Raw genomic sequence first — 21,453 nt, 5'->3', positions numbered from 1 at the left:
TATAGCGATAAAAAAACGCCCATCCACAGGACGGGCGCCGGCTCGTTACTTGCCGCTGTAGAGATTCAGATCACCGAAGTGCTTCTTCTGGAGCGCGTCATAGGTGCCGTTGTCGTGCACCGCTTTGATACCTTTATCCAGAAGGGCCTTGAGCTCTGTGTTGCCTTTGGCGATGCCCACCGCCGTTTTGGCAGGCAGCAGTTCGCTGTCGACTGGCGCGCTGACCTCGAAATCGGCACCTTGTGGCGACTTCAGGAAGCCCAGCCGGGCTTGCAGCATGTCCTGGATCGAGGCGTCGAGACGGCCGGAGACCAGGTCGGCGTAGACCTGATCCTGGTTGGCATAGGCTTGGGTTTCCACCCCGGCCTTGTCCAGTACGGCTTTTGCATAGGCCTCCTGAATGGAGCCTTGCTCGTAGCCAACCTTTTTACCCTTGAGCGAGGCAATCTCAGTGCTCAGGCCGGAACCTTTTTTGAATACCAGCGAAGTCGGACCGGCGAACAGCTCATTGGAGAAGTCGATGACTTTTTCGCGGGCCGGGGTCACGGTCATCGACGAGATCACACCGTCGAATTTGTTGGCTTTCAGGCCCGGGATCGTGCCGTCGAAATCACTTTCGACCCATTTGCACTTGACCTTCAGTTCGGCGCAGATCGCGTTACCCAAGTCGATATCGAACCCTGTCAGGCTACCGTCAGCCGCTTTGGACTCGAACGGCGCATAGGAAGGGTCAACACCAAAACGCAGCTCTTTATACTCCTTGGCCAGCGCGGAGCCGGCAGCCATGCATAAAGTCAGTGCAGAAAGGGTTAGCAATGCTTTTTTCATATTCAATTCCTAAAACCAATATGAGCGCTTGTGGCGCATGAGTACTGTTACTGGAACGCGTGCGACGCTATGAACGTAGAAATTTCCGAACCAACATTCCGGACAAGTGTTTTAAAAACCGCCTGTGCGTCAAGACGCCCTATTAACTCTTACGCACACACACATACTTGTATGTACAAGCTTATGCAATCAAGCGGCCAACTCGCTGAGTGGACGCTAAAAAAGATCTGAAAAGCAGCCAGGAACCGTCTGGAACGGGCCTTACGAGACGACAAATAAATTATCGAAGATTTTTCAGAAGCGCTCGCAACTGTTACCGCAGCCACGTTTTTGCGCCGTTCAGGTACGTCCGGTAACAATTTGAGATGGGATCGTGCGTGCGAAAACACCCCTTGGTCGAGTCTCTCCCTGTCGCTCTCGTCTGCTGGCACAAAGCGTTTGACGCCACGGATTGAGACTGGAGGAGCGTCGTTACTTTCGTGCAGGGCCGCTTATCACGAAGTGTATGAATCTCTGCTTTGAGCCCGGGCGGCGTGAAAGACCGCCGGGTGCCCTATTGAAGTCCAGACGGGCGCAGCTCATCGAAGGTTCGGCACAGAGTTTTCGTTCAGATGGAGCGCATAGACGGTGAAATACTAATACGGACCCGCCGATTAACTTCTCGCCAAAAGACCGCAACACCTCCATAAAAAAACACTTTAGTCAACTATTCACCCCCATCATGCGGTTAAATCTCGTCGATACGACTCCCGCAGAAAGTTTTTCATGATGAGCGCGTTAATTATTTTACACGCTTGAATCTACTCAAGCCTATAAAGCCCCTTGCTTCGATCTCAGGCCTGAGTCTGGAACTTAATAAGAATCACTGTCTGATAACGGACAATAGAGAACGTCAAATCGTTCATTTTATCTGCTACTAAAAAACACCCACTGCAAAAATAACGACCGCGAGAGAAGTTGCGCTTCAATGACGACCAACAGTCTCCCGGAACCTTCGGAAATTATCACCAAAAAAGTCTTGAGGCCACAATACATCGCAGTTACGTGGGGACTGACGTCGAGCCGCCCAGGCCTGACGGTGAGCGTCCTTGCAGCTTTACGTCGCCTGACGCGCAGCCTTGGGACGCCCGTACCGTATCTGAAAAGGCATATTTTGAATGCCGTCACTCTTTCTGCCAACACGCAGGTCAACCTCTTTAAAATATAGCCGAGAAACAATTCCTCGAAGACGTCCGAAACTGACTGCTCTTTCGCTTCTGAAAGTTACTTACCCTGATAAAGGCACCCGCCTTCCAATAGCGCATTACACTTTCTCCAAACTACATTATATAACCTCCCTGATATTCGCAGCTCTGCGAATCACGCAACACCCTGATAGCGTTCAGGCGAATAAAAAACACAACCCGACCATTTATAACAATCGTTGACAGCACGACGCCATCACCACAAACTAGTCCGACTCTGTCGATACAAAGACAACGCAACAAACCCGTCTAGTTAACGGAACCCTGAGTTTCCGAGTTACTTCATTCCTGGTACAACGCATGAAATATGTAGACGACATTGCAAAACTGTTTACAAGTTTTGGCGCCAGTGCAGGAAGCTACCAGGAAATACAACCAAACTATCAACACTTCAAAGATGACCCGGTTACACCGACGGTGTCGGCGACTGAAGAAGAGTTGACCGTGACATTGCCCCCCCTCAAACCAACGGCCACGGTGTTTACGCCTGACGAGCCAGAGCCCGCCCAGCTGATTGGCGCGCCGGTCGAGCCTTTGAAGAACGTCGTCATCTCGCCAACGTGCGCCCCTTCACTGACTGCATCATCTGCAGGTTCTGCAACGGGTGACCGTCAGCTATTGAGCGAGCTGTTGCGCGAACTCCACCAGGTTCGTAGAGACGGTCTGCCAGAAGCGGCTCGCACGCGGACCAAGGCAAAGGTCATCGCTGTCGTTTCAGCGAACGGCGGAGTGGGTAAAAGCACCGTCGCAGCAGGCCTTGCGAAAACACTCCGGCGCCCTGGCGGGCGAACCATTGCGATCGATCTGGACCCTCAGAACGCCCTGTCCAGCCACTTGGGCATCACCAGACAGGTTCTCGGGCTGATCCAGCTCAGACAGCAGGCCGCAGACTGGAGCGCTCATTGCCTGCAGGGCTATGGCGACAGTGAGTCCCTGCCCTTCGGCACGGGCGAGGTGAACGATCGCCGATCGCTCAAGCAGCTGATGCTTGAAGATCCTGACTGGTTGAATCAGCGCCTTGCGGCGATGAACCTCGGCGAAAACGATACCGTGATCCTGGATACCCTTTCGGGCGCGACCGTCTATTCGCAACAGGCACTCGATGCCGCCGATCTGGTACTGGTGGTGACGGTGGCCGATGCGGCTTCCTATCTGGCACTGGACACGATGACGCATTGGCTGGAAACCAGCCGGCGACGTGGGCAACGGCACAGGTATGTGCTCAACCAACAGGATGACTCTCGCGCCTTCAGCAGGGACATGGGCGTGCTGTTTCAGCGGCGGCTGGATACTGAACTGATCGGGACGATTCATCACGATCACCAGCTCAACGAATCGCTGGCCTATGGTCGAGACCCACTGCAGTACTCACCCGGCAGCATCGCCTGCAAAGACATTTTTGCGCTATCGCGCTCGGTCCATGCGCTGCTTCTCCAGGATTCCTCCGGCGAGCGGATTGCACCATGACCGTCCAGCTGAATCAGGCACCCGCGAGGACGTGGCGGCTAGAGGAACTACTGGATAGTTTGCAGGCTCGTGTCAGCCGATGGCCCCTTCGCTGTCGCCAGGGCCTGAAGATCTCGATCGGGTTGATAGCTGCGGTGTTGGCACTGGGCATCCTCACTGCGCCTCTGGATCTGTATTCCCAGGGAGCGTTTGCCGCCGTCTGTTTTGCCGCCAGCCTGATCATCCGCAGGCAAGCCGGCCGTCTGGCGATCCTGACCCTGATAACACTCTCGCTGATCGCTTCATTGCGCTACATGTACTGGCGCCTGTCCGACACCCTGAGCTTTGAGAACTGGCAGGATGCCGTATTTGGCTACGGGCTGGTGCTGGCCGAGCTTTATGCCCTGCTCGTGCTGATATTCGGCTACGTACAAACGGCTTGGCCGCTGCACCGCAAACCGCAGATTTTGCAGCAGGCACCCGCTCAATGGCCAACGGTAGATGTCTTCATTCCCACCTATAACGAAGCGTTGAGCATCGTGAAACTGGTGGTGCTCGCCGCCCAGGCCATCGACTGGCCCGAGGGAAAACTGCGTGTGCATGTGCTCGACGACGGACGTCGGGAGGAGTTCAGGCTTTTCTGCCAGGACATTGGTGTCAACTACATTACCCGCGACAACAATCGGCATGCCAAGGCCGGCAACCTCAACGAGGCGCTCAAAGTCACTGACGCAGAGTTCATCGCCATCTTCGATGCCGACCACGTCCCTACCCGCTCCTTCCTGCAGATCACCATGGGCTGGTTTCTCAAGGACACGAATCTGGCGTTGCTGCAAACACCGCACTTTTTCTATTCACCCGATCCCTTCGAAAAGAACCTCGATACCTTTCGCTCAGTACCCAATGAAGGTGAGCTGTTCTACGGCCTGGTGCAGGATGGCAACGACCTCTGGAACGCAACGTTCTTCTGTGGCTCCTGCGCGGTCATGCGGCGCACACACTTGCTGGAAGTCGGCGGTATCGCGACCGAAACCGTGACGGAGGATGCGCATACCGCGCTCAAGCTCAACCGCCGTGGTTTCAATACCGCATACCTGGCCATTCCACAGGCAGCGGGACTGGCCACGGAAAGCCTTTCCCGGCACATCAGCCAACGCATACGATGGGCGCGCGGCATGGCGCAGATTTTTCGCACCGACAATCCGCTGTTCGGCAAAGGGCTGAACCTGGGGCAGCGTATCTGCTACCTCAACGCCATGATGCACTTTTTCTACAGCCTGCCTCGCCTGGTGTTCCTGACCGCACCATTGGCCTACCTGGTTTTCGGTGCAGAGATTTTCCACGCCTCGGCGTTGATGGTCACGGTCTATGTACTGCCGCATATTGTCCATTCCAGCCTGACCAACTCCAGCATCCAGGGCCGCTTCCGCCATTCATTCTGGAACGAAGTGTATGAGTCGGTTTTGGCCTGGTACATCATGCGGCCGGTACTGTTGGCCCTGATCAGCCCTTCGCTGGGCAAGTTCAATGTGACCGACAAGGGCGGCATCATCGAAAAGGAGTATTTCGACTGGAAGCTCGCGCGGCCTTATATCGTCCTGCTGACCTTGAACATGATCGGTCTGGTATGCGGTGTGGTGAAACTGATCGGGGGTGATTCGGCCCAGGTCACCACCCTGGCGATCAACCTGACCTGGACCCTGTACAACATCATCATTGTCAGCACCGCCGTAGCAGTGGCCAGTGAGGCCTCTCAAGCGCGCGCAGAGCCGAGGGTGCCAGCCGATCTACCCGTGCGCATCTATCGCGAAGACGGCACGTCGTTCGATTGCAAAACCCAGAATTTCTCGCAGAACGGCGTAGGTCTGACACTGCCACCCGAGGTTCAGCTCACTGCCGATGAAAAGCTGCGGTTCTGTATTTTGCGCAGCCCTCCCTCAAGCATCTTTCCTGCAACGGCGGTATTCAGCAACGACAGCGTGGCGGGCATGCAATTCGGTGCCTTGACCCTGCGCCAGCAAAGCGAACTGGTGCGTCTGACGTTTTCACGGGCCGACACGTGGGCCAACACCTGGGGTAACGGCCGTCTCGACGCCCCCTTGGCGGCATTGCGCGAGGTCAGCAGCATTGGCTTGCGCGCGATCCTCAACCTGTTCGTCGCAACCGTAAAAGACGGCCATGCCCTGCTGCGTAAACGTTCGAACGCTCCATCACCTATCGACTCCACCGCGGATTAGCAACGATCTTGAAGCATTCCTTTCGCCGGACCTTTCTCCCTCGCCGCTCTCTCATGCTGATCGCCTGCTCGCTACTGGGCTGGAGCGACCTGGCCTTGAGTGCTACCGCACAAACCAGCGCCACAGTCCCGGCGGTGATGCCGGTCGCACCGTTGAGCGATGCTGCGGGCAACCGCTATACCCGCACCCTCAAGGAGCTGGGCAAAAGCTACTCGATGAACCTCAAGGGAGCCGAGGCGACGGACAGTGTGAACTTCAATGTGCGCGCCGATGAAGTCGTGACATCGGCGCAAGTCACGCTGCAGTACAGCTATTCACCGGCGTTGCTGGCCGACCTTTCGCAAATCAACGTGCTGGTCAACGACCAGGTGGCCGCCAGCCTGCCCTTACCCAAGGAAGAGGCCGGTCAGTTGCAGACCCGGACCGTTCAGATCCCGCCACAGATGATCACCGAATTCAACCGGCTCAGCCTGCAGTTCATTGGACACTACACAATGCAATGTGAAGACCCTTTGCACTCAAGCCTTTGGGCCAGAATCGGCAACGAGAGCCAGTTGAGCCTGCAGGTGTCTTCGATTCAACAGCCCAACGATCTGTCCGCTCTGCCGCAGCCTTTGTTCGATCGTCGGGATGCCTTGCCCTTGAGGCTGCCCTTCGTGTTTGTCTCGCGCCCTGACGGTCCGGAGCTGGAAGCCGCGGGCATCCTGTCTTCCTGGTTTGGCGCCCTGGCCAGCTACCGCGGCGCGACCTTTCCCGCCAGCCTCACGAACCTGCCAGCCAAAGGCAACGCCGTGGTTTTTGTCAGCGGTAGCGAAGCCGCACGCCTGGATGGCTTGAAAATCAAGGAAGCCACAGGGCCGACATTGACGATGATGAGCAACCCGAACGATGCTCAGGGCAAGCTGTTGATCGTTTCCGGGCGCGATGGCGCCGACCTCAAAATCGCCGCGACAGCCCTGGCCCTCGGCAGTTCAGCCTTTTCGGGGCAGAGCGTAGTGATCGAGCGGATCGACTCACTCAAGCCACGCCAGCCGTATGACGCGCCAAACTGGCTGCCCTCCGATCGCCCGGTTCGTCTGGGTGAACTGGCGAAGCCCGCTGAGCTCAATGTGTCGGGTTATAACCCGGGACAAATGGCGGTTACGCTGCGCTTGCCGCCGGACCTGTTCAACTGGCGCGAACCAGGCGCGAAACTTGACCTGAAATACCGCTATACGCCCCAACCGATCGCCACCAATTCCTCGTTGCTGATCAGCTTCAACGACAGTCTGATCAAGTCAATCGAATTGCCTTCGATCGAGAAACTTGGCAGCAGCAACAGCCTGCTGGCGATGCTCAAAACCGACGACAGCCTGGCCCGTACGTCGCGAATGCTGTTGCCGCTCAACTCAGTGGCACTGCAATCACGCCTGCAATTTCGTTTTATGTATGAGTACACCAAACAGGGCGAATGCCGCGACATCATTATCGACAACATGCGCGGTGTGATCGATCCGGACTCGACCCTGGACCTGAGCGACTACGACCATTTTATGGCCATGCCCAACCTTGGAGTGTTCAAGGACAGTGGCTTCCCGTTCACCCGCATGGCCGACCTTTCTGAAACCTCGGTGATCCTGTCCGATAACCCGGGCCCCGCCGATCTGAGCGCCTACCTGACCCTGCTGGGCCGTTTCGGCGACTCCACCGGCTATCCGGCGACCGGCGTGAGAGTGGTTCACGCCGACCAGCTCGCCGATCAACGCGACCGGGATTTGCTGGTACTTGCCTCGGGCAACAATCAGCCATTGCTGGACCAGTGGCAAAGCTTTCTGCCGGCCAGGGACGAAGGGGCTACGCAATACTTTGAACTGTCCGACCTGCCCCTGCGAGTGCGTAACTGGATCAGCCCGGATGCGAAAACCAATCTGCGCGAAGCACGCAACAGCCTCAGGTTTTCCGCTGAGGATGGCAGTGCTTATCTGACCGGATTTGAATCGCCGCTCAAGAGCGGGCGCAGTGTGGTGTTCATCGCCAGTGCAAGGCCCAACGGCCTGGCCGATGTGACCGCAGCCCTGCAAAGCACCGAAGAAAACGCCCACGAGCTGCAAGGCAGCCTGGTGGTGGTCAGGGGCAAACACGTCGAATCGCTGGTCGCCGAACAGGATTACTACGTCGGAAAACTGGGAGCATGGCGCTACCTGCAATGGTACCTCTCGCAAAACGTACTGGCGTTGGTGCTGATCACCCTCACGGGGGGCTTGCTGCTTGCCTCGATCGTTTACCTGACCCTGCGCCAAAGGGCCAAACGTCGCCTTGGTCATTGAGCCGCGCATGCCGCCATCGACCATGAGCCCCCGGAATGCTTGCCTGCGCAGCACGGTGCGCAGGTTGAGCGCCGCGCTTGCGCTCGCTCTGCTGGCTCCGACGATGGCGGCGGGAAAATCCTGCGAGCAACCGGCCTGGCCGCTGTGGCAAACCTATGCAACGCGCTTCGTCCAGGCCGACGGCCGGGTTCTGGAGTCCAGCCTGGAGAAGAATCACAGCACCTCTGAAGGTCAGTCCTACGGCATGCTCTTCGCACTGATCGGCAACGATCAGCAAAGTTTCGACAAACTATGGCGCTGGACCACCGCCAACCTCGCCGGTGCAACCATCGCCACGCGACTGCCGGGCTGGTTATGGGGGCAAGGCACGGACGGTCAATGGCTCCTGCAGGACGCCAACTCGGCCGCCGACGCTGATCTGTGGTTCGCCTACGCCCTGCTTGAAGCAGCACGTCTGTGGCACCGGCCGGACTATCGCGAAGACGCCCTGCAGCTGATGGCGACGATCGAGGCGCAATTGGTCGTCAGGTTGCCCGGGTTGGGCCCGATGGTATTGCCTGGGCCGGTGGGCTTCGTCCAGCCGGACCAGCTCTGGCGTCTGAATCCCAGCTACCTGCCCCTGCCCTTGTTGCGGCGGCTGGCCAAGGAAGCACCTTCCGGTCCCTGGCTAGCCATAGCCGACAACACCGCCAAGATGATTCGTCAATCAAGCCCGCGCGGTTTCGTTGCGGACTGGGTCGGCTATCAAGGGGACTCAGCGCAATCGGGCGTATTCGTGAGCGACCCGTTCAAGGGCGAAACGGGCAGCTATGATGCTATTCGCGTGTACCTCTGGCTGGGCATGAGCGACGCGACCGAACCACTGGCAGGGCCCCTGCTCAATCGGCTGGACGGTATGGCCCGCAGTACAGTCGCGACAGGGGTCCCACCGGAAACAGTCCAGGTTCTCCAGGGCAACGTTCAGGGTCAGGGCCCTTTCGGATTCTCCGCGGCACTGATTCCGTACTTTCAGGCCAAGGGCCAACCCCGGCTGGCCAATCAGCAACGGCGCCGTGTGGAACAGACCTTGCGAGAAGCGCTGGCCAAACCTGATGTCACTGACGGCCCCCCGCTTTACTACAACTTCATGCTCAGCCTGTTCGCGCTCGGCTGGGCAGACAAACACTATCGATTCCGGGAAGACGGAACGCTGAAACTCTCCTGGGAGACCGCATGTACGCGCACCACCGCACGCTAGCCATCGTCGCCATGAGCGCGTGGACGGCCGCTGTTGCCCACGCTCAAAGTCCGACGCCACAGACATTGCTCGTCGAGCAAGGGCATTACTGGCAGTTGCATGACAACCCTCAACGCGCGGCGGAAGTCTGGTTGAAAGTCCTGCTTCTGGACCCTGTCCAGGTGGACGCACTGTATGGCCTGGGCCTGATCGGTGTGCAACTGAACACGCCACAGCAGGCGCAGCAATACCTCGCCCGCCTGGAGGCGATCCAGCCGTCACCTCGCCTGGCACTGCAATTGGCACAGGATATCGCCCTGGCACAACCGCAGAACCAGCAACGTCTGGAAGAGGCTCGCCGCCTCGCCGATGCCGGCGAACGCGACAAAGCGACCGCCGTGTTTCGCCAACTGTTCGATGGCCGCCCACCTCAAGGCAAGATCGGCCGCGAGTACTACAACAACCTTGCCTTCAATCAGGCCGACTGGTCTGAAGCGCGAAGCGGATTTCAGCGCCTGCAACGCGAAATGCCCAACGACTCGATCGTCGCGCTGTTTTACGCCAAGCATCTGGTACGCCATGAAGACAGCCGTGCCGAGGGCATCCGCGCCCTGGCCGGGTTGACCCAGCGTACTGACATCGCCGGTGATGCAGACGAAAGCTGGCGCCTGGCGCTGACCTGGATCGGCCCGCCCAATGCCACGCAACTGCCTTTGTTCGAGGCCTACCTCAAGACTCATCCGGATGACCAGGAAATCCGCTCGCAGATGAACAAGGGCAAGCAACGGCTGAGCGCGACAGACAACAAGGGCTGGCAACCGCCCGCTGAAGTGGCGCGCGGCCTCAAGGCACTCAAAGAAGGTGACCAGGCCACGGCCGAACAGGCTTTTCAGGCGCGCTTGAACACCCGGCCCGATGATGCTGACGCGTTGGGTGGCCTTGGGGTTATCCGCCAGCAGCAACACCGACTGGACGAAGCGGAAAAACTCTTGAGTCAGGCCGCACGACAACGTGACGGCAGCCAGTGGCAGGCAGCTCTGCAAGAAGTCCGCTACTGGTTTGCATTGCAGCGGGCTCGGGACGCCCAGGCCAAAGGCCAGACAGCCCAGGCACAGGCCTTGGTCAGCCAGGCCCTGCGCCTGACCCCGAACGGGGCGGACGCCCGCCTTGCCCTGGCCGATATCCAGGCCCGGGAGGGTCAGCTCGATGATGCACAACGCAACTATCGTCTGGTACTGAGCCAGCGCCGTGACGATCCTCAGGCGCTGGAAGGGTTGGTCAATGTTCTGCTCAAGAGCGGCAAGAGCGATGAAGCCCTGCAACTGATCCAGACCTTGCCAGCAGTCCAACAGGCGAAGCTCGGCCAGTCGGGGCGCCTGCAAGCCTTGCGCTCGACGCAACTGGCCGCTCTCGCCGAACAACGCAACGACCTGCCGGCCGCGCGCAACGCCTTGCAGGATGCGCTGCGGTACGAGCCGGACAACATCTGGACACGCTTCGCCCTGGCACGCTTGAACCTGGCGATGGGAGAGCCGCAAAAGGCTCGGGAGCTGATCAACTCCATGCTCCAGGCCCACCCCGACAATGCCGATGCGCTTTACGTCAGCGCCTTACTGTCGGTCCAGATGGATGAATGGAAAGCCGCTCAGACGACCCTGGGACGCTTACGTCCCGACCAGCGCACCCCGGATATGGAAGCGCTGGCCGCTGATGTCAGCCTCAACCTGCAACTAAGCCAGGCAATCGAGATGGGCAAGCGCGGGCAGCGCCAGGAGGCCCTGACATTGCTCGACCGCATTCAGCCGATGGCCAGCAACAGCCCGGAGCGCACGACGAGCCTGGCTTCAGCCTATGTCGAGGTCGGTGACCCGAGCAGCGCACTGACCCTCATGCGCAGCCAGATGCAAACAGCCACGGCCCCCACGGCAGACTTTATCCTGCAATACGCTACGGTCCTGTTGAGAGCTGGAGAAGACTCACAGGTCAACACGATTCTGCGCGACCTGCAGAACCGGCCCCTGAACGCGTCGACTCGCAAGCGTTTCGACGACCTGCTTTATCTCTATCGCATCCGTCAGGCTGACCAGTTGCGTGAACGAGGCGATCTGGCCAGCGCCTATGACACGCTGGCGCCCGCGCTGGCGCAACGCCCCGGTGACAGCGCTGCGGTCTCTGCCCTGGCGCGGATGTACTCGGCCAACGGCGACACGGCAAAAGCCTTCGAGCTCTACAAGCCGCTGTTGCAGCGCCAGCCAAACGACCCGCAACTGCTGCTGGGGGCTGCCAACGCGGCCCTGCTCGCACATGACACTGCATTTGCCGAACAGGCGCTGCAACAGCTGCTCAAGACCGAATCCGGTAACCCTCAAACGCTGACTGAGGCCGCCCGCCTCTACCAGAACATGGGCAAGACCGGCATGGCCGCTGATCTGCTGCGCAAAGCGGTGGCCATCGAACAGAGCGAGAAACGCCGGGATCGAGGCACCCAACTGGCAGCTTCGACGGTTGCGTCCAACCCTTTTGCAGGGGGGCCGGGCCAACTCAGGGAGGTCAGCCGCACGACCTCACGGGCAGTGATTCCGCCGCCGGCTCAGGAGATGCCAGTCCTCATTGCGTCCCGCGACAACACCGGCATCGGGGCCGCCCCAGGCGCGCAGCAGGCGAGCAATCCATTCGAGTCACGGCTGCCACGCGAAGCCCTGGCGAGCGAGGACATCAGCCCCGCGCAACGGGCGCTCAATCAGATCCTCCAGGAGCGCAGCGCCTATGTCACTCAAGGCCTGAGCATTCGCAGCAACAACAGTGAGTCGGGACTGAGCAAACTGACGGATGTTGAAACACCGCTCGAAATCAATATTCCGCTGGATGAAAGCCGCCTCGCCCTGCGCGTGACGCCGGTATCGCTGAACGCGGGCAGCGCCAGCAGCGAGTCGCTGCAGCGTTTCGGCAACGGTGCGCAGAGTGACGGCGCCGGCTCGCAAAAAGCCCAGGGTGTCGGCCTCGCCGTCGCCATTCAAAGGCCCGCTGAAGGGCTCAAAGCCGATATTGGCACCACCCCTCTGGGCTTCAAATACAGCACCGCTACAGGTGGAATCAGCGTCGACCGCCCCCTGAGCGACACCTCCAATGTCCGTTACGGCGTGAGCGTTTCCCGGCGTCCGGTGACCGACAGCGTCACCTCGTTTGCCGGTACCACCGACAAACGCAGTGGCCAGTCCTGGGGCGGCGTGAGTGCCAACGGTGGGCGTGGCCAGTTGAGCTATGACGACAACGAAGTCGGCGCCTATGGCTACGCCTCCTGGCACCAGCTAATGGGCAACCATGTCGAATCCAACAGCCGCAGTGAACTGGGCAGCGGTGTCTACTGGTACCTGCAAAATGCAACGGACAGCAAGCTGACTGCCGGCCTGAGCATGACTGGCATGAGCTACGCCAACAACCAGGACTATTTCACCTTTGGCCACGGCGGTTATTTCAGCCCGCAGACTTTTTTCGCCCTGGGCGTGCCGGTGACCTGGGCGCAACGCAGCGGACGCTTGACATATCAAGTCAAGACGTCAGTCGGCGTGCAGCATTTCGAGCAGGACAGTGCCGACTATTTCCCTACCGACAAAGCCCTGCAGGCGGCCTCGGGCTTGCGCTACGCAGCGCAAAACAAAACCGGGATCGGTTACAGCCTCGCCGCGGCGGCGCAATACAAGGTCGCTTCGAACTTCCTGCTGGGCGCCAATCTGGGTCTGGACAACGCCCACGACTATCAACAAATCAGCGGCGCCTTGTCTGTGCGCTACCAGTTCGAGGACATCAGCGGCCCCATGAACCTGCCGGTCAGCCCGTACACCTCACCTTATTCCAACTGATCATTCTGGAGCTTTCGATGCCCACTTCTGCACTTGCCGGCCTGACTCTACTTGTTCTGGGGGAGAGTCACATGAGCCTCGCGGACCATTTGCTCGAGCCGCTGCACGACAACCTGACCCGTCAAGGGGCCCAGGTTCATTCCATCGGTGCCTGCGGTGCCAGCGCCGGCGACTGGCTGATCAGCAAAAAGGTCGACTGCGGTGCCGAGCGCAAAGGCAACGACAAGATAGTGATCAAGGGGCGCGAGGCAACCACCACACCGATCCAGGACTTGATTGCCGCCGACAAGCCCGACCTGGTGGTACTGGTCATCGGCGACACCATGGCGTCCTATGACAAACCGGTATTTCCCAAGGCCTGGGCGTGGCAAAGCGTCACCAGCCTGGCCAAGGCCATCAGCGCCACCGGAACGCGTTGCGCCTGGGTTGGCCCGGCCTGGGGCAAGGCCGGTGGCATGTACCAGAAAAACGATGCCCGCACTCAGCTGATGTCCCAGTTTCTGGCCGCGAACGTGGCGCCTTGCACCTACATCGACTCGCTGACGCTCTCCAAACCCGGGCAGTGGATTACCACCGATGGGCAGCACTTCACCGTCGCCGGTTATCAATCATGGGGCGCTGCGATCGGCGGTGCTTTGGCCAAACTGCCTGCCGCCAGTGTCAGCAACAAGGGAGCAGTAAAATGACCCGCCCGACATTTGGCTGGGCCCTGTTCGCGCCCCTGTTGCTGAGCCTGCATGCCCAGGCCGCAGACATTGCCTTATACCCGACGGGCCCGGCCCAGGACTCGGCCTTCCTGCGCTTTATCAATGCCGCCGACCGACCGTTGCAACTGCTGGCCGAGAACGCTGAGGCACGTCTCAGGCTCGAGGGCCCGCACGCCGTATCCGACTACATGCCGGTGCCTGCCGACCATCCAATCAAGGGCACCCTCGAACGCGACGGCAAAAACCAGCCGCTGGACATCCGGATCGCGGCGGGTGAATTCGCCACCGTGATCGCCTTGCCAGACAGCACTCAAGGTATCAGCCAGGTGGTCATCCGTGAGCAGCCCGACGATTTCAATAGCCTGAGAGCCTCACTGGCGTTTATCAACGCGGATCCAGGTTGCACCCAAGCCGGTTTGCGCCTCGCAGGTTCGAAAGCCGAACTGTTCAAGGAGGTGGCTAATGGCAGCGTGCAACGCCGCGCCATCAACCCTGTCAGCCTGTCGGTTCAATTGGTCTGTGCCCAGGCCGACGTCGGTGCTCCGCTGAGCCTGGGCCAGCTCAAGGCCGGCGAGCGCTACAGCATTGTGCTGCTGCCGGGCGCAAATGGCCCGTACCTGCTGTCCGCGACTGACGCGCTGGCTCACTAACCGGATCGCGCCACCACCATGGTCTTTGCCTCCCTCGAGTTTCTGACGCTGTTCCTGCCGCTGTTCCTGTGCGCCTATGCGCTGAGTCCGCCAGCCTGGCGCAACGTCACGCTACTGCTTGGCAGTTGGCTGTTCTATGGCTGGTTGAGCCCGGTTTTCCTCGCACTGCATGTAATGCTGACGATCACGGCGTGGGCCGGTGGGTTGCTGATCGACGCGACCCGGGAGGATGGCAAGGGCCGCGTGCGGATACTCGTGACACTGATCGTGCTCAACACCGCGGTGCTCTGCTGGTACAAATACGCCAACATCGTCGCCGGTACATTGAACGAGACCCTCACCTGGTACGGCGCCATGCCTGTGGACTGGCAACGGGTCATCATGCCGGCCGGGCTGTCGTTTATCGTATTGCAGGCGATTTCCTACCTGGTGGATGTGCATCGCCACACCGTGCCGGTCGAACGCAGCTTCCTCAACTACGCCACCTATATCTCGATGTTCGGCCATTCGGTCGCCGGCCCCATCATTCGCTACGACTGGGTTCAACGCGAGCTGCAACGCCGTTACTTCAACGTGCAGAATTTCTCGCTGGGTGCACGCCGGTTCATGGTCGGGATGTGCATGAAGGTGCTGGTGGCCGACACCCTGTCGCCAGTGGTCGATGTGGCGTTCGGTTTGCAGAACCCCAGCTTCTCCGACGCCTGGGTTGGCTGCCTTGCCTACTCCTTGCAACTGTTCTTCGACTTCGCCGGCTACAGCGCCATGGCCATTGGTCTGGGACTGATGCTGGGCTTTCACTTCCCCGAGAACTTCAATCGTCCCTACCTGGCCAACAGCATCCAGGACTTCTGGCGGCGCTGGCACCTGTCGCTGTCCAGCTGGCTGCGTGACTATCTGTATATTCCGCTGGGCGGCAATCGCAACGGTCCCTGGAAAACCTACCGCAACCTGTTCCTGATCATGGCCATCGCCGGCCTCTGGCACGGTGGCGATAGCTGGAACTATCTGCTCTGGGGCTGCGCGCATGGCATTGCGTTGTGTGTTGATCGTGCCTGGAACAGTTCTGCCCTGCCCCCTGTACCGCCGGTGCTTTCCCATGGGCTGACACTGTTGTTCGTATGCCTGGCCTGGACACTGTTCCGCGCCCCCGATTTCCACAGCGCGCTGCGCCTGTATGCCGGGCAGTTCGGCCTGCAGGGCATTGCTCTGGCAGACGAACTGCGCGCGACACTGCGCCCGGTACACGGCCTTGCGGCCTTGCTGGGTGTGTTCGGTGTCCTCGCACCGCTGCTGGACCCTTATTGTGAGAAACGACTGGGCGGTATTGCGCTCTGCGTCAGCGCCCTTTGGCCCATCGCCGGTTTCGTACTGTCGTTCGCACTGATCGCCAGTCGCGAAACCGTGCCCTTCCTGTACTTTCAATTCTGATGACGCCCCCAGAGCACACCCCCGCCCCCACTCAGCCAGATGATCTGGCTTCACGCGCCAGCCCGCTGGCAGGCCTGGCCCTGCTGGTATTCCTGTTTGCAGGATTGCTGTCCGCAGGCCGGTTGATCGGTTCAGGAAAAATCGAGCTGATACCTGCGAAATTATTGAGCGAACAGATTCTTGACGGCGATATCACCCAGCGGTTCGCCAAGGAGCTGTCGAAGGCTTCCGTCCCCACAACGTTCGCCGAGCTGGAGCGCGGTGCCAGTTGGGTACTCCTCGGCGACCCTGGGCCCAGGGTTCGTCCGGGCTGCCGTGACTGGCTGTTTCTGGCCGATGAACTCAAGGTCAATCATCAAGCGCAGCGCAATGCCGATGGAAAAGCCCAGGCGGTGATTGATCTGAAACAGCAGTTCGCCCGACGCGGGATCAGCCTGCTGGTGGTCATCGTTCCAGACAAGAGCCGCATCGCCGCCGCGCAACGTTGCTCCCTGCACCGCCCGGCCGCGCTGGAAGGACGTATCCAGGCCTGGACCTCGAAGCTGAATGGGGGTGGCGTGTCGAATCTGGACCTGACCGACGCGCTGAGGCCGCTGGGGGCCGATGCCTATTTGCGCACCGACACGCACTGGAGCGAATCCGGCGCGAAGGCTGCGGCCGATGCCATCGCGCAGCACCTCAAGACCCTGGGCATCACCGCAATGCCCCACCGGTCGTTCAACGTCAGTCACACCCAGGGCGTGGTGCGACCCGGCGATCTGGTCCGTCTGGCAGGCATCGACTGGCTGCCGTTGAAATGGCAACCCGAACCCGAAATTGTCGCCCAAAGCAGCATCAGCGAACTTCCCGCTGCGCCAGTCGACAGTCCTGACAATGCGCTGGACCTCTTTGGCGATGCCAACCTGCCTGACACCGCGCTCATCGGGACCTCTTTTTCACGCAACTCCAACTTCGCGGGGTTCCTGCAGCTGGCACTGGGCGCCCCCGTGGGTAACTTTGCCAAAGATGGTGGAGCGTTCTCCGGCGCCGCAAACAGTTACCTCAACAACCCCGCATTCAAAGAAACGCCACCCAGGTTGATCATCTGGGAGATCCCGGAGCGGGACCTGCAATCGGCTTACACCGACCGCATTACGTATCGCCCACTGTGACAGACCATAGCGCAGACAATTGGACCCCAAACCTCAACCTCGTGAGCAGCAACACTCCAAACGTCAGCAACCCCTTGACACGCCCTGACCCGTGCGGCGTTAATCTAAATGCAAATAACATCTATTAAATGTTATTTTGACGTTTTTTTCTCATTTGCCACACTACATTCCACGCGAATTAAACATGCAAATGATTCGCATTGTTCCACGTGGGTTGCGAGCTTCATCGCAGCGACCCATGCAAAACCTCCGACCATAACATTTCGAAAAACCGCTGGAGCTGTTAACAGAATGACTGTCCGTATCCCTTCCTTCCTCAAAAAAGCACTGCTGGCGACCGCTCTCCTGAGCGCAGGCCATGTGTATGCAGCTCCAAGCGCCGACGGCATCGTGGTCTACAACGCTCAGCACGAAAGCCTGACCAAGTCCTGGGTAGAGGGTTTTACCCGCGAAACCGGGATCAAGGTCACCGTGCGCAACGGCGATGACACCGAGATGGGCAACCAGATTGTGCAGGAAGGCAGCGCCTCCCCTGCCGATGTGTTCCTGACCGAGAACTCGCCAGCGATGGTGTTGGTGGACAATGCCGGGCTGTTTACGCCAGTGGCGCCAACCACCCTTGAGCAAGTGGGTTCGGCCTATCGTCCGGCCCATGGCAAGTGGGTCGGCATCGCGGCTCGCTCCACCGTATTTGTGTACAACAAAAGCAAGCTCGCCGAAGCCGATCTGCCAAAGTCCTTGCTTGACCTGGCGTCCCCGAGCTGGAAAGGCCGCTGGGCCGTATCGCCTGCCGGCGCAGACTTCCAGGCCATCGTCAGCGCAGTACTGGAGCTCAAAGGCGAAGCCGCAACGCTGGAATGGCTGAAGGCGATGAAAGCCGATGCCACCGTTTACCGCGGTAACAGTGCAGTGCTGAAGGCCGTCAATGCCGGCCAGATCGACAGCGGCGTGATCTACCACTATTACAGCTTCGTCGACCAGTCCAAGACCGGCGAAAACAGCAAGAACACCTCCCTGCACTACTTCAAACATAAAGACCCGGGTGCCTTTGTCAGCATCTCCGGTGGCGGCGTTCTGGCGTCCAGTAAACACAAGGAAGAGGCCCAGGCTTTCCTGAAGTGGATTACCGGCAAAGACGGTCAGGGCATCCTGAAAACAGGCAAATCGTTCGAGTACGCTGTTGGCCAGAATGCGCAATCCAACCCGAAACTGGTGCCGCTGCAAGAACTTGACGCCCCGCTCGTCGATGCCTCGAAACTCAACAGCAAAAGGGCTGTCGAGCTGATGACTCAGGCCGGGCTGCTGTAATTTGATGTCAGAGCCAGTCATCGTCTCAAAACCTGCTGGAGTCGCCGATTCGGCGATTCCAGCGCACCTGCACCTGCGACGCCGCCGCTCCCGGAGCGGCGGCGCGTGGGTCGTTGGCATTTCAATACTGGTCTCGTTGCTGGCGCTGCTGCCGCTCGCTTTCGTGATCGGTGTTTCCTTTCAGATCGGTTGGGCGACCATCGGGGAGCTGGTATTCCGGCCCCGAGTCGCCGAGCTGCTGATCAACACCGTTTTGCTGGTGGTGTTTACGATTCCGTTGTGCGTCGCACTTGGGGTGGCCCTGGCCTGGTTGACCGAGCGCACCGACCTGCCAGGCCGGCGCCTGTGGTCTGTGTTGGCGACCGCGCCCATTGCGGTGCCGGCGTTTGTACACAGCTATGCATGGGTCAGCCTGGTCCCGCCGATTCATGGGTTGTCCGCCGGGGTATTAGTCTCGGTTATTGCCTATTTCCCTTTTCTCTACCTACCCGTTGCGGCGACGCTACGCCGCCTTGATCCGGCCATTGAAGATGTCGCCGAATCACTGGGCCTCAAGCCCTGGGCGGTATTCTTCCGGGTCGTACTGCCGCAGTTGCGTCTGGCCATCGGCGGTGGCGCCTTGTTGGTCGGGCTGCATCTTTTGGCCGAATACGGTCTGTACGCAATGATCCGTTTCGACACCTTCACCACGGCGATCTTTGACCAGTTCAAGTCCACGTTCAACGGACCTGCGGCCAACATGCTGGCCGGTGTGCTCGCGTTGTGCTGTCTGGCCATGTTGACCTTTGAGTCGGCAACGCGCGGCAAGGCCCGTTATGCACGGGTGGGGTCCGGGAGTGCGCGCCTGCAGCGGATCATGCGGCTCGATCGCACGGAAAAAACCATGGCATTGCTGCTGCCGATAGTGACCAGTGCGCTGGCACTCGGCGTGCCGTTGATCACCCTGGCCAGATGGCTGGTGGCCGGCGGCGCAGAGGTCTGGCGCATGAGCGATATCCTGCCGGCTTTGGAGCAGACCATGATTCTGGCCGGCGCGGGCGCGATCATCGCTACCTGTGCGGCGATCCCTGTCGCCTGGCTCTCCATCCGCTCACCGGGGCGACTGCACCGTGTGCTGGAAAGCTGCAACTACATCACCAGTTCATTGCCGGGCATTGTCGTGGCGTTGGCACTGGTGACTATCACGATCAATTTCGCCCGACCGATTTACCAGACAACGATCACCGTGCTACTGGCTTATCTGCTGATGTTCCTGCCCAGAGCGCTGGTCAGTTTGCGCGCCGGCATTGCCCAGGCGCCGGTGGAACTGGAAAACATGGCCCGTAGTCTCGGTCGTTCGCCCAGCCAGGCGCTATGGCTTATCACCATGCGGCTGGCGGCGCCAGGAGCAGCCGCTGGCGCTGCACTGGTCTTCCTGGCGATCACCAATGAACTGACCGCCACCCTGCTTCTCGCCCCCAACGGCACCCGCACGCTGGCCACCGGTTTCTGGGCCATGACCAGTGAGATCGACTATGCCGCCGCTGCACCCTACGCGTTGATCATGATCCTTCTTTCGCTTCCGTTGACCGGGCTTCTTTACCATCAATCCAAACGCACGGCAGGCCGATGAACGCTCTTGAATTGACTTCAATCTACAAATCCTTTGGTTCCCTGCCGGCCTTGGAGAACGTCAACCTGTCGGTACCTACAGGCAGCCGCACGGCCATTGTCGGCCCGTCCGGCTCGGGGAAAACCACCTTGCTGCGGATGATCGCCGGGTTTGAGTTTCCTGACTCAGGCAGCATCTCGCTCAATGGCCAGACGTTGGTCAACAGTACCACCGAGGTGCCGGCCCACCAGCGGCTTATTGGCTATGTTCCGCAAGACGGAGCGCTTTTTCCGCACATGACGGTTGCCGCCAATATCGGATTCGGGCTCCCAGGCAATACGGCCTCGAAACAAGAGCGGGTCGCGGAATTGCTGGACATGGTTGCCCTGGACCCGCGCATGGGCCAGCGCTGGCCTCACGAGCTGTCGGGTGGTCAGCAACAACGGGTAGCCCTGGCTCGCGCCCTGGCGCAACGGCCTCGACTGATGCTGCTGGACGAACCATTTTCTGCACTGGACACCGGTCTGCGTGCCTCCATGCGCAAGACGGTGGCGCGACTCCTGGCGGATGCCGGTGTCACCACTATTCTGGTGACTCACGACCAGGCCGAAGCGTTGTCCTTTGCTGACCAGTTGGCTGTCATGCGCCAAGGCAGACTGGTTCAGGCCGGTCCGCCCATGGACCTTTACCTGCGCCCCCGTGACGAGGAAACCGCTCTTTTCCTGGGCGACGCGGTGGTGATGCCTGCCTGGATCGAAGAGGGTTGGGCCAAATGCGATCTGGGACGTATCCACGTCAGCGATAGCTCGCAATATGGTGCGGCGCAGATCATGTTGCGGCCCGAACAGCTCCAGATATCCAGCCAGGTCTCTGGCCAGGAGCAGTCAGAGGGGTGTTGGGGGGTCGTTACCGAGCTCGATTTTGGTGGCAATACCTGCACATTGACGGTGGAACTGAAGGTGCCATCTCCATCCGCCGGTGGGCAGCCATCGAGCCGGACGTTAACGGTGCGCAGCTCTGGCATCCATGCTCCTGCGCTGGGAAGCACGGTTCATATCTACGCAGAGGGGCATGCTCACGTCATGACCACCCCGACCATCCCCAGCAACGCGCAGACGACGCCTCAGCCTTGTTGAGTGAGTTGAACGTGGAGTCATTCATCACGGCTTGACGTTCTTCAGTCTTCGCCCCCCTCGGACGCAGGCCAAACGGGCCTGCTGACGGCTTTCCATTTCGCCTTGCTGACAAAAGATGCGGATGACTCGCCAGTGTCGCCTGGCGAGGCCGTACTCATTGAGCCGCGGGCAGAAAAATCCATGAAAAGTGCAATTCATTCCTTGTAAAAGCCATTTTTCAAGACGCTGACTATCGCCATGATGGGCGATAAGCGCTCAGCGCATCAGAACAATGACAACAGGGAACATCAATGAAACCTTGCCCTGCACCCCGCCCGCCAGCCCTGCTGATTTAAATGCACCAGC

Annotated in this window: 13 protein-coding genes; 12 read left to right on the top strand and 1 reads right to left on the bottom strand. The window is 59.7% G+C overall.

Annotated elements, in window-relative coordinates; genetic code table 11:
* Positions 1-45: 45 nt before the first annotated feature.
* Positions 46-828: a transporter substrate-binding domain-containing protein gene (locus AC07VR_RS23050; RefSeq protein ID WP_495012651.1), complete on the bottom strand. Its 783-nt coding sequence runs from the start codon at positions 826-828 to the stop codon at positions 46-48.
* 1,544 nt (positions 829-2,372) lie between these two features.
* Here AC07VR_RS23050 and bcsQ point away from each other — a divergent pair.
* The 12 genes from bcsQ to AC07VR_RS22990 all read left to right on the top strand — a co-directional run bounded on the left by bcsQ (position 2,373) and on the right by AC07VR_RS22990 (position 21,108).
* Complete coding sequence (bcsQ, locus tag AC07VR_RS23045) at positions 2,373-3,539, top strand: cellulose biosynthesis protein BcsQ (protein ID WP_495012650.1); 1,167 nt, start codon at positions 2,373-2,375, stop codon at positions 3,537-3,539.
* Positions 3,536-5,755, top strand: a complete 2,220-nt coding sequence (gene bcsA, locus AC07VR_RS23040; RefSeq protein ID WP_495012649.1) for a UDP-forming cellulose synthase catalytic subunit — start codon at positions 3,536-3,538, stop codon at positions 5,753-5,755. Before bcsQ ends, bcsA begins: the two co-directional genes overlap by 4 nt.
* Positions 5,756-5,763: 8 nt before the next feature.
* Entirely contained in the window at positions 5,764-8,061 is a 2,298-nt protein-coding gene (gene bcsB, locus AC07VR_RS23035; protein WP_495012648.1) for a cellulose biosynthesis cyclic di-GMP-binding regulatory protein BcsB, read from the top strand.
* 7 nt (positions 8,062-8,068) lie between these two features.
* Entirely contained in the window at positions 8,069-9,298 is a 1,230-nt protein-coding gene (gene bcsZ / locus AC07VR_RS23030) for a cellulose synthase complex periplasmic endoglucanase BcsZ (protein ID WP_495012647.1), read from the top strand.
* Positions 9,274-13,137 (top strand): cellulose synthase subunit BcsC-related outer membrane protein, encoded by a 3,864-nt coding sequence (locus AC07VR_RS23025; RefSeq protein ID WP_495012646.1) that lies wholly within the window; start codon positions 9,274-9,276, stop codon positions 13,135-13,137. Before bcsZ ends, AC07VR_RS23025 begins: the two co-directional genes overlap by 25 nt.
* A gap of 17 nt (positions 13,138-13,154) precedes the next feature.
* A complete protein-coding gene (locus AC07VR_RS23020) occupies positions 13,155-13,823 on the top strand; it encodes an SGNH/GDSL hydrolase family protein (RefSeq protein ID WP_495012645.1) in 669 nt (222 codons plus the stop codon).
* Complete coding sequence (locus AC07VR_RS23015) at positions 13,820-14,494, top strand: alginate O-acetyltransferase AlgF (protein ID WP_495012644.1); 675 nt, start codon at positions 13,820-13,822, stop codon at positions 14,492-14,494. The genes AC07VR_RS23020 and AC07VR_RS23015 overlap by 4 nt, the downstream gene beginning before the upstream one ends.
* An 18-nt stretch (positions 14,495-14,512) precedes the next feature.
* The gene (locus AC07VR_RS23010) at positions 14,513-15,922 is read left to right on the top strand and encodes an MBOAT family O-acyltransferase (RefSeq protein WP_495012643.1); all 1,410 of its coding nucleotides are present in this window, start codon (positions 14,513-14,515) and stop codon (positions 15,920-15,922) included.
* Complete coding sequence (locus AC07VR_RS23005) at positions 15,922-17,073, top strand: alginate O-acetyltransferase AlgX-related protein (RefSeq protein ID WP_495012642.1); 1,152 nt, start codon at positions 15,922-15,924, stop codon at positions 17,071-17,073. The genes AC07VR_RS23010 and AC07VR_RS23005 overlap by 1 nt, the downstream gene beginning before the upstream one ends.
* Before the next feature lie 291 nt (positions 17,074-17,364).
* Positions 17,365-18,381: an iron ABC transporter substrate-binding protein gene (locus AC07VR_RS23000; RefSeq protein WP_494991212.1), complete on the top strand. Its 1,017-nt coding sequence runs from the start codon at positions 17,365-17,367 to the stop codon at positions 18,379-18,381.
* Between the two features lie 4 nt (positions 18,382-18,385).
* Complete coding sequence (locus tag AC07VR_RS22995; RefSeq protein WP_495012641.1) at positions 18,386-19,993, top strand: ABC transporter permease; 1,608 nt, start codon at positions 18,386-18,388, stop codon at positions 19,991-19,993.
* Positions 19,990-21,108, top strand: a complete 1,119-nt coding sequence (locus AC07VR_RS22990) for an ABC transporter ATP-binding protein (RefSeq protein ID WP_494991210.1) — start codon at positions 19,990-19,992, stop codon at positions 21,106-21,108. Before AC07VR_RS22995 ends, AC07VR_RS22990 begins: the two co-directional genes overlap by 4 nt.
* Positions 21,109-21,453 lie beyond the last annotated feature (345 nt).

Source organism: Pseudomonas sp. GW821-FHT02H09 (assembly GCF_059421425.1).
This window is presented reverse-complemented; position numbering and strand designations above follow the sequence as displayed.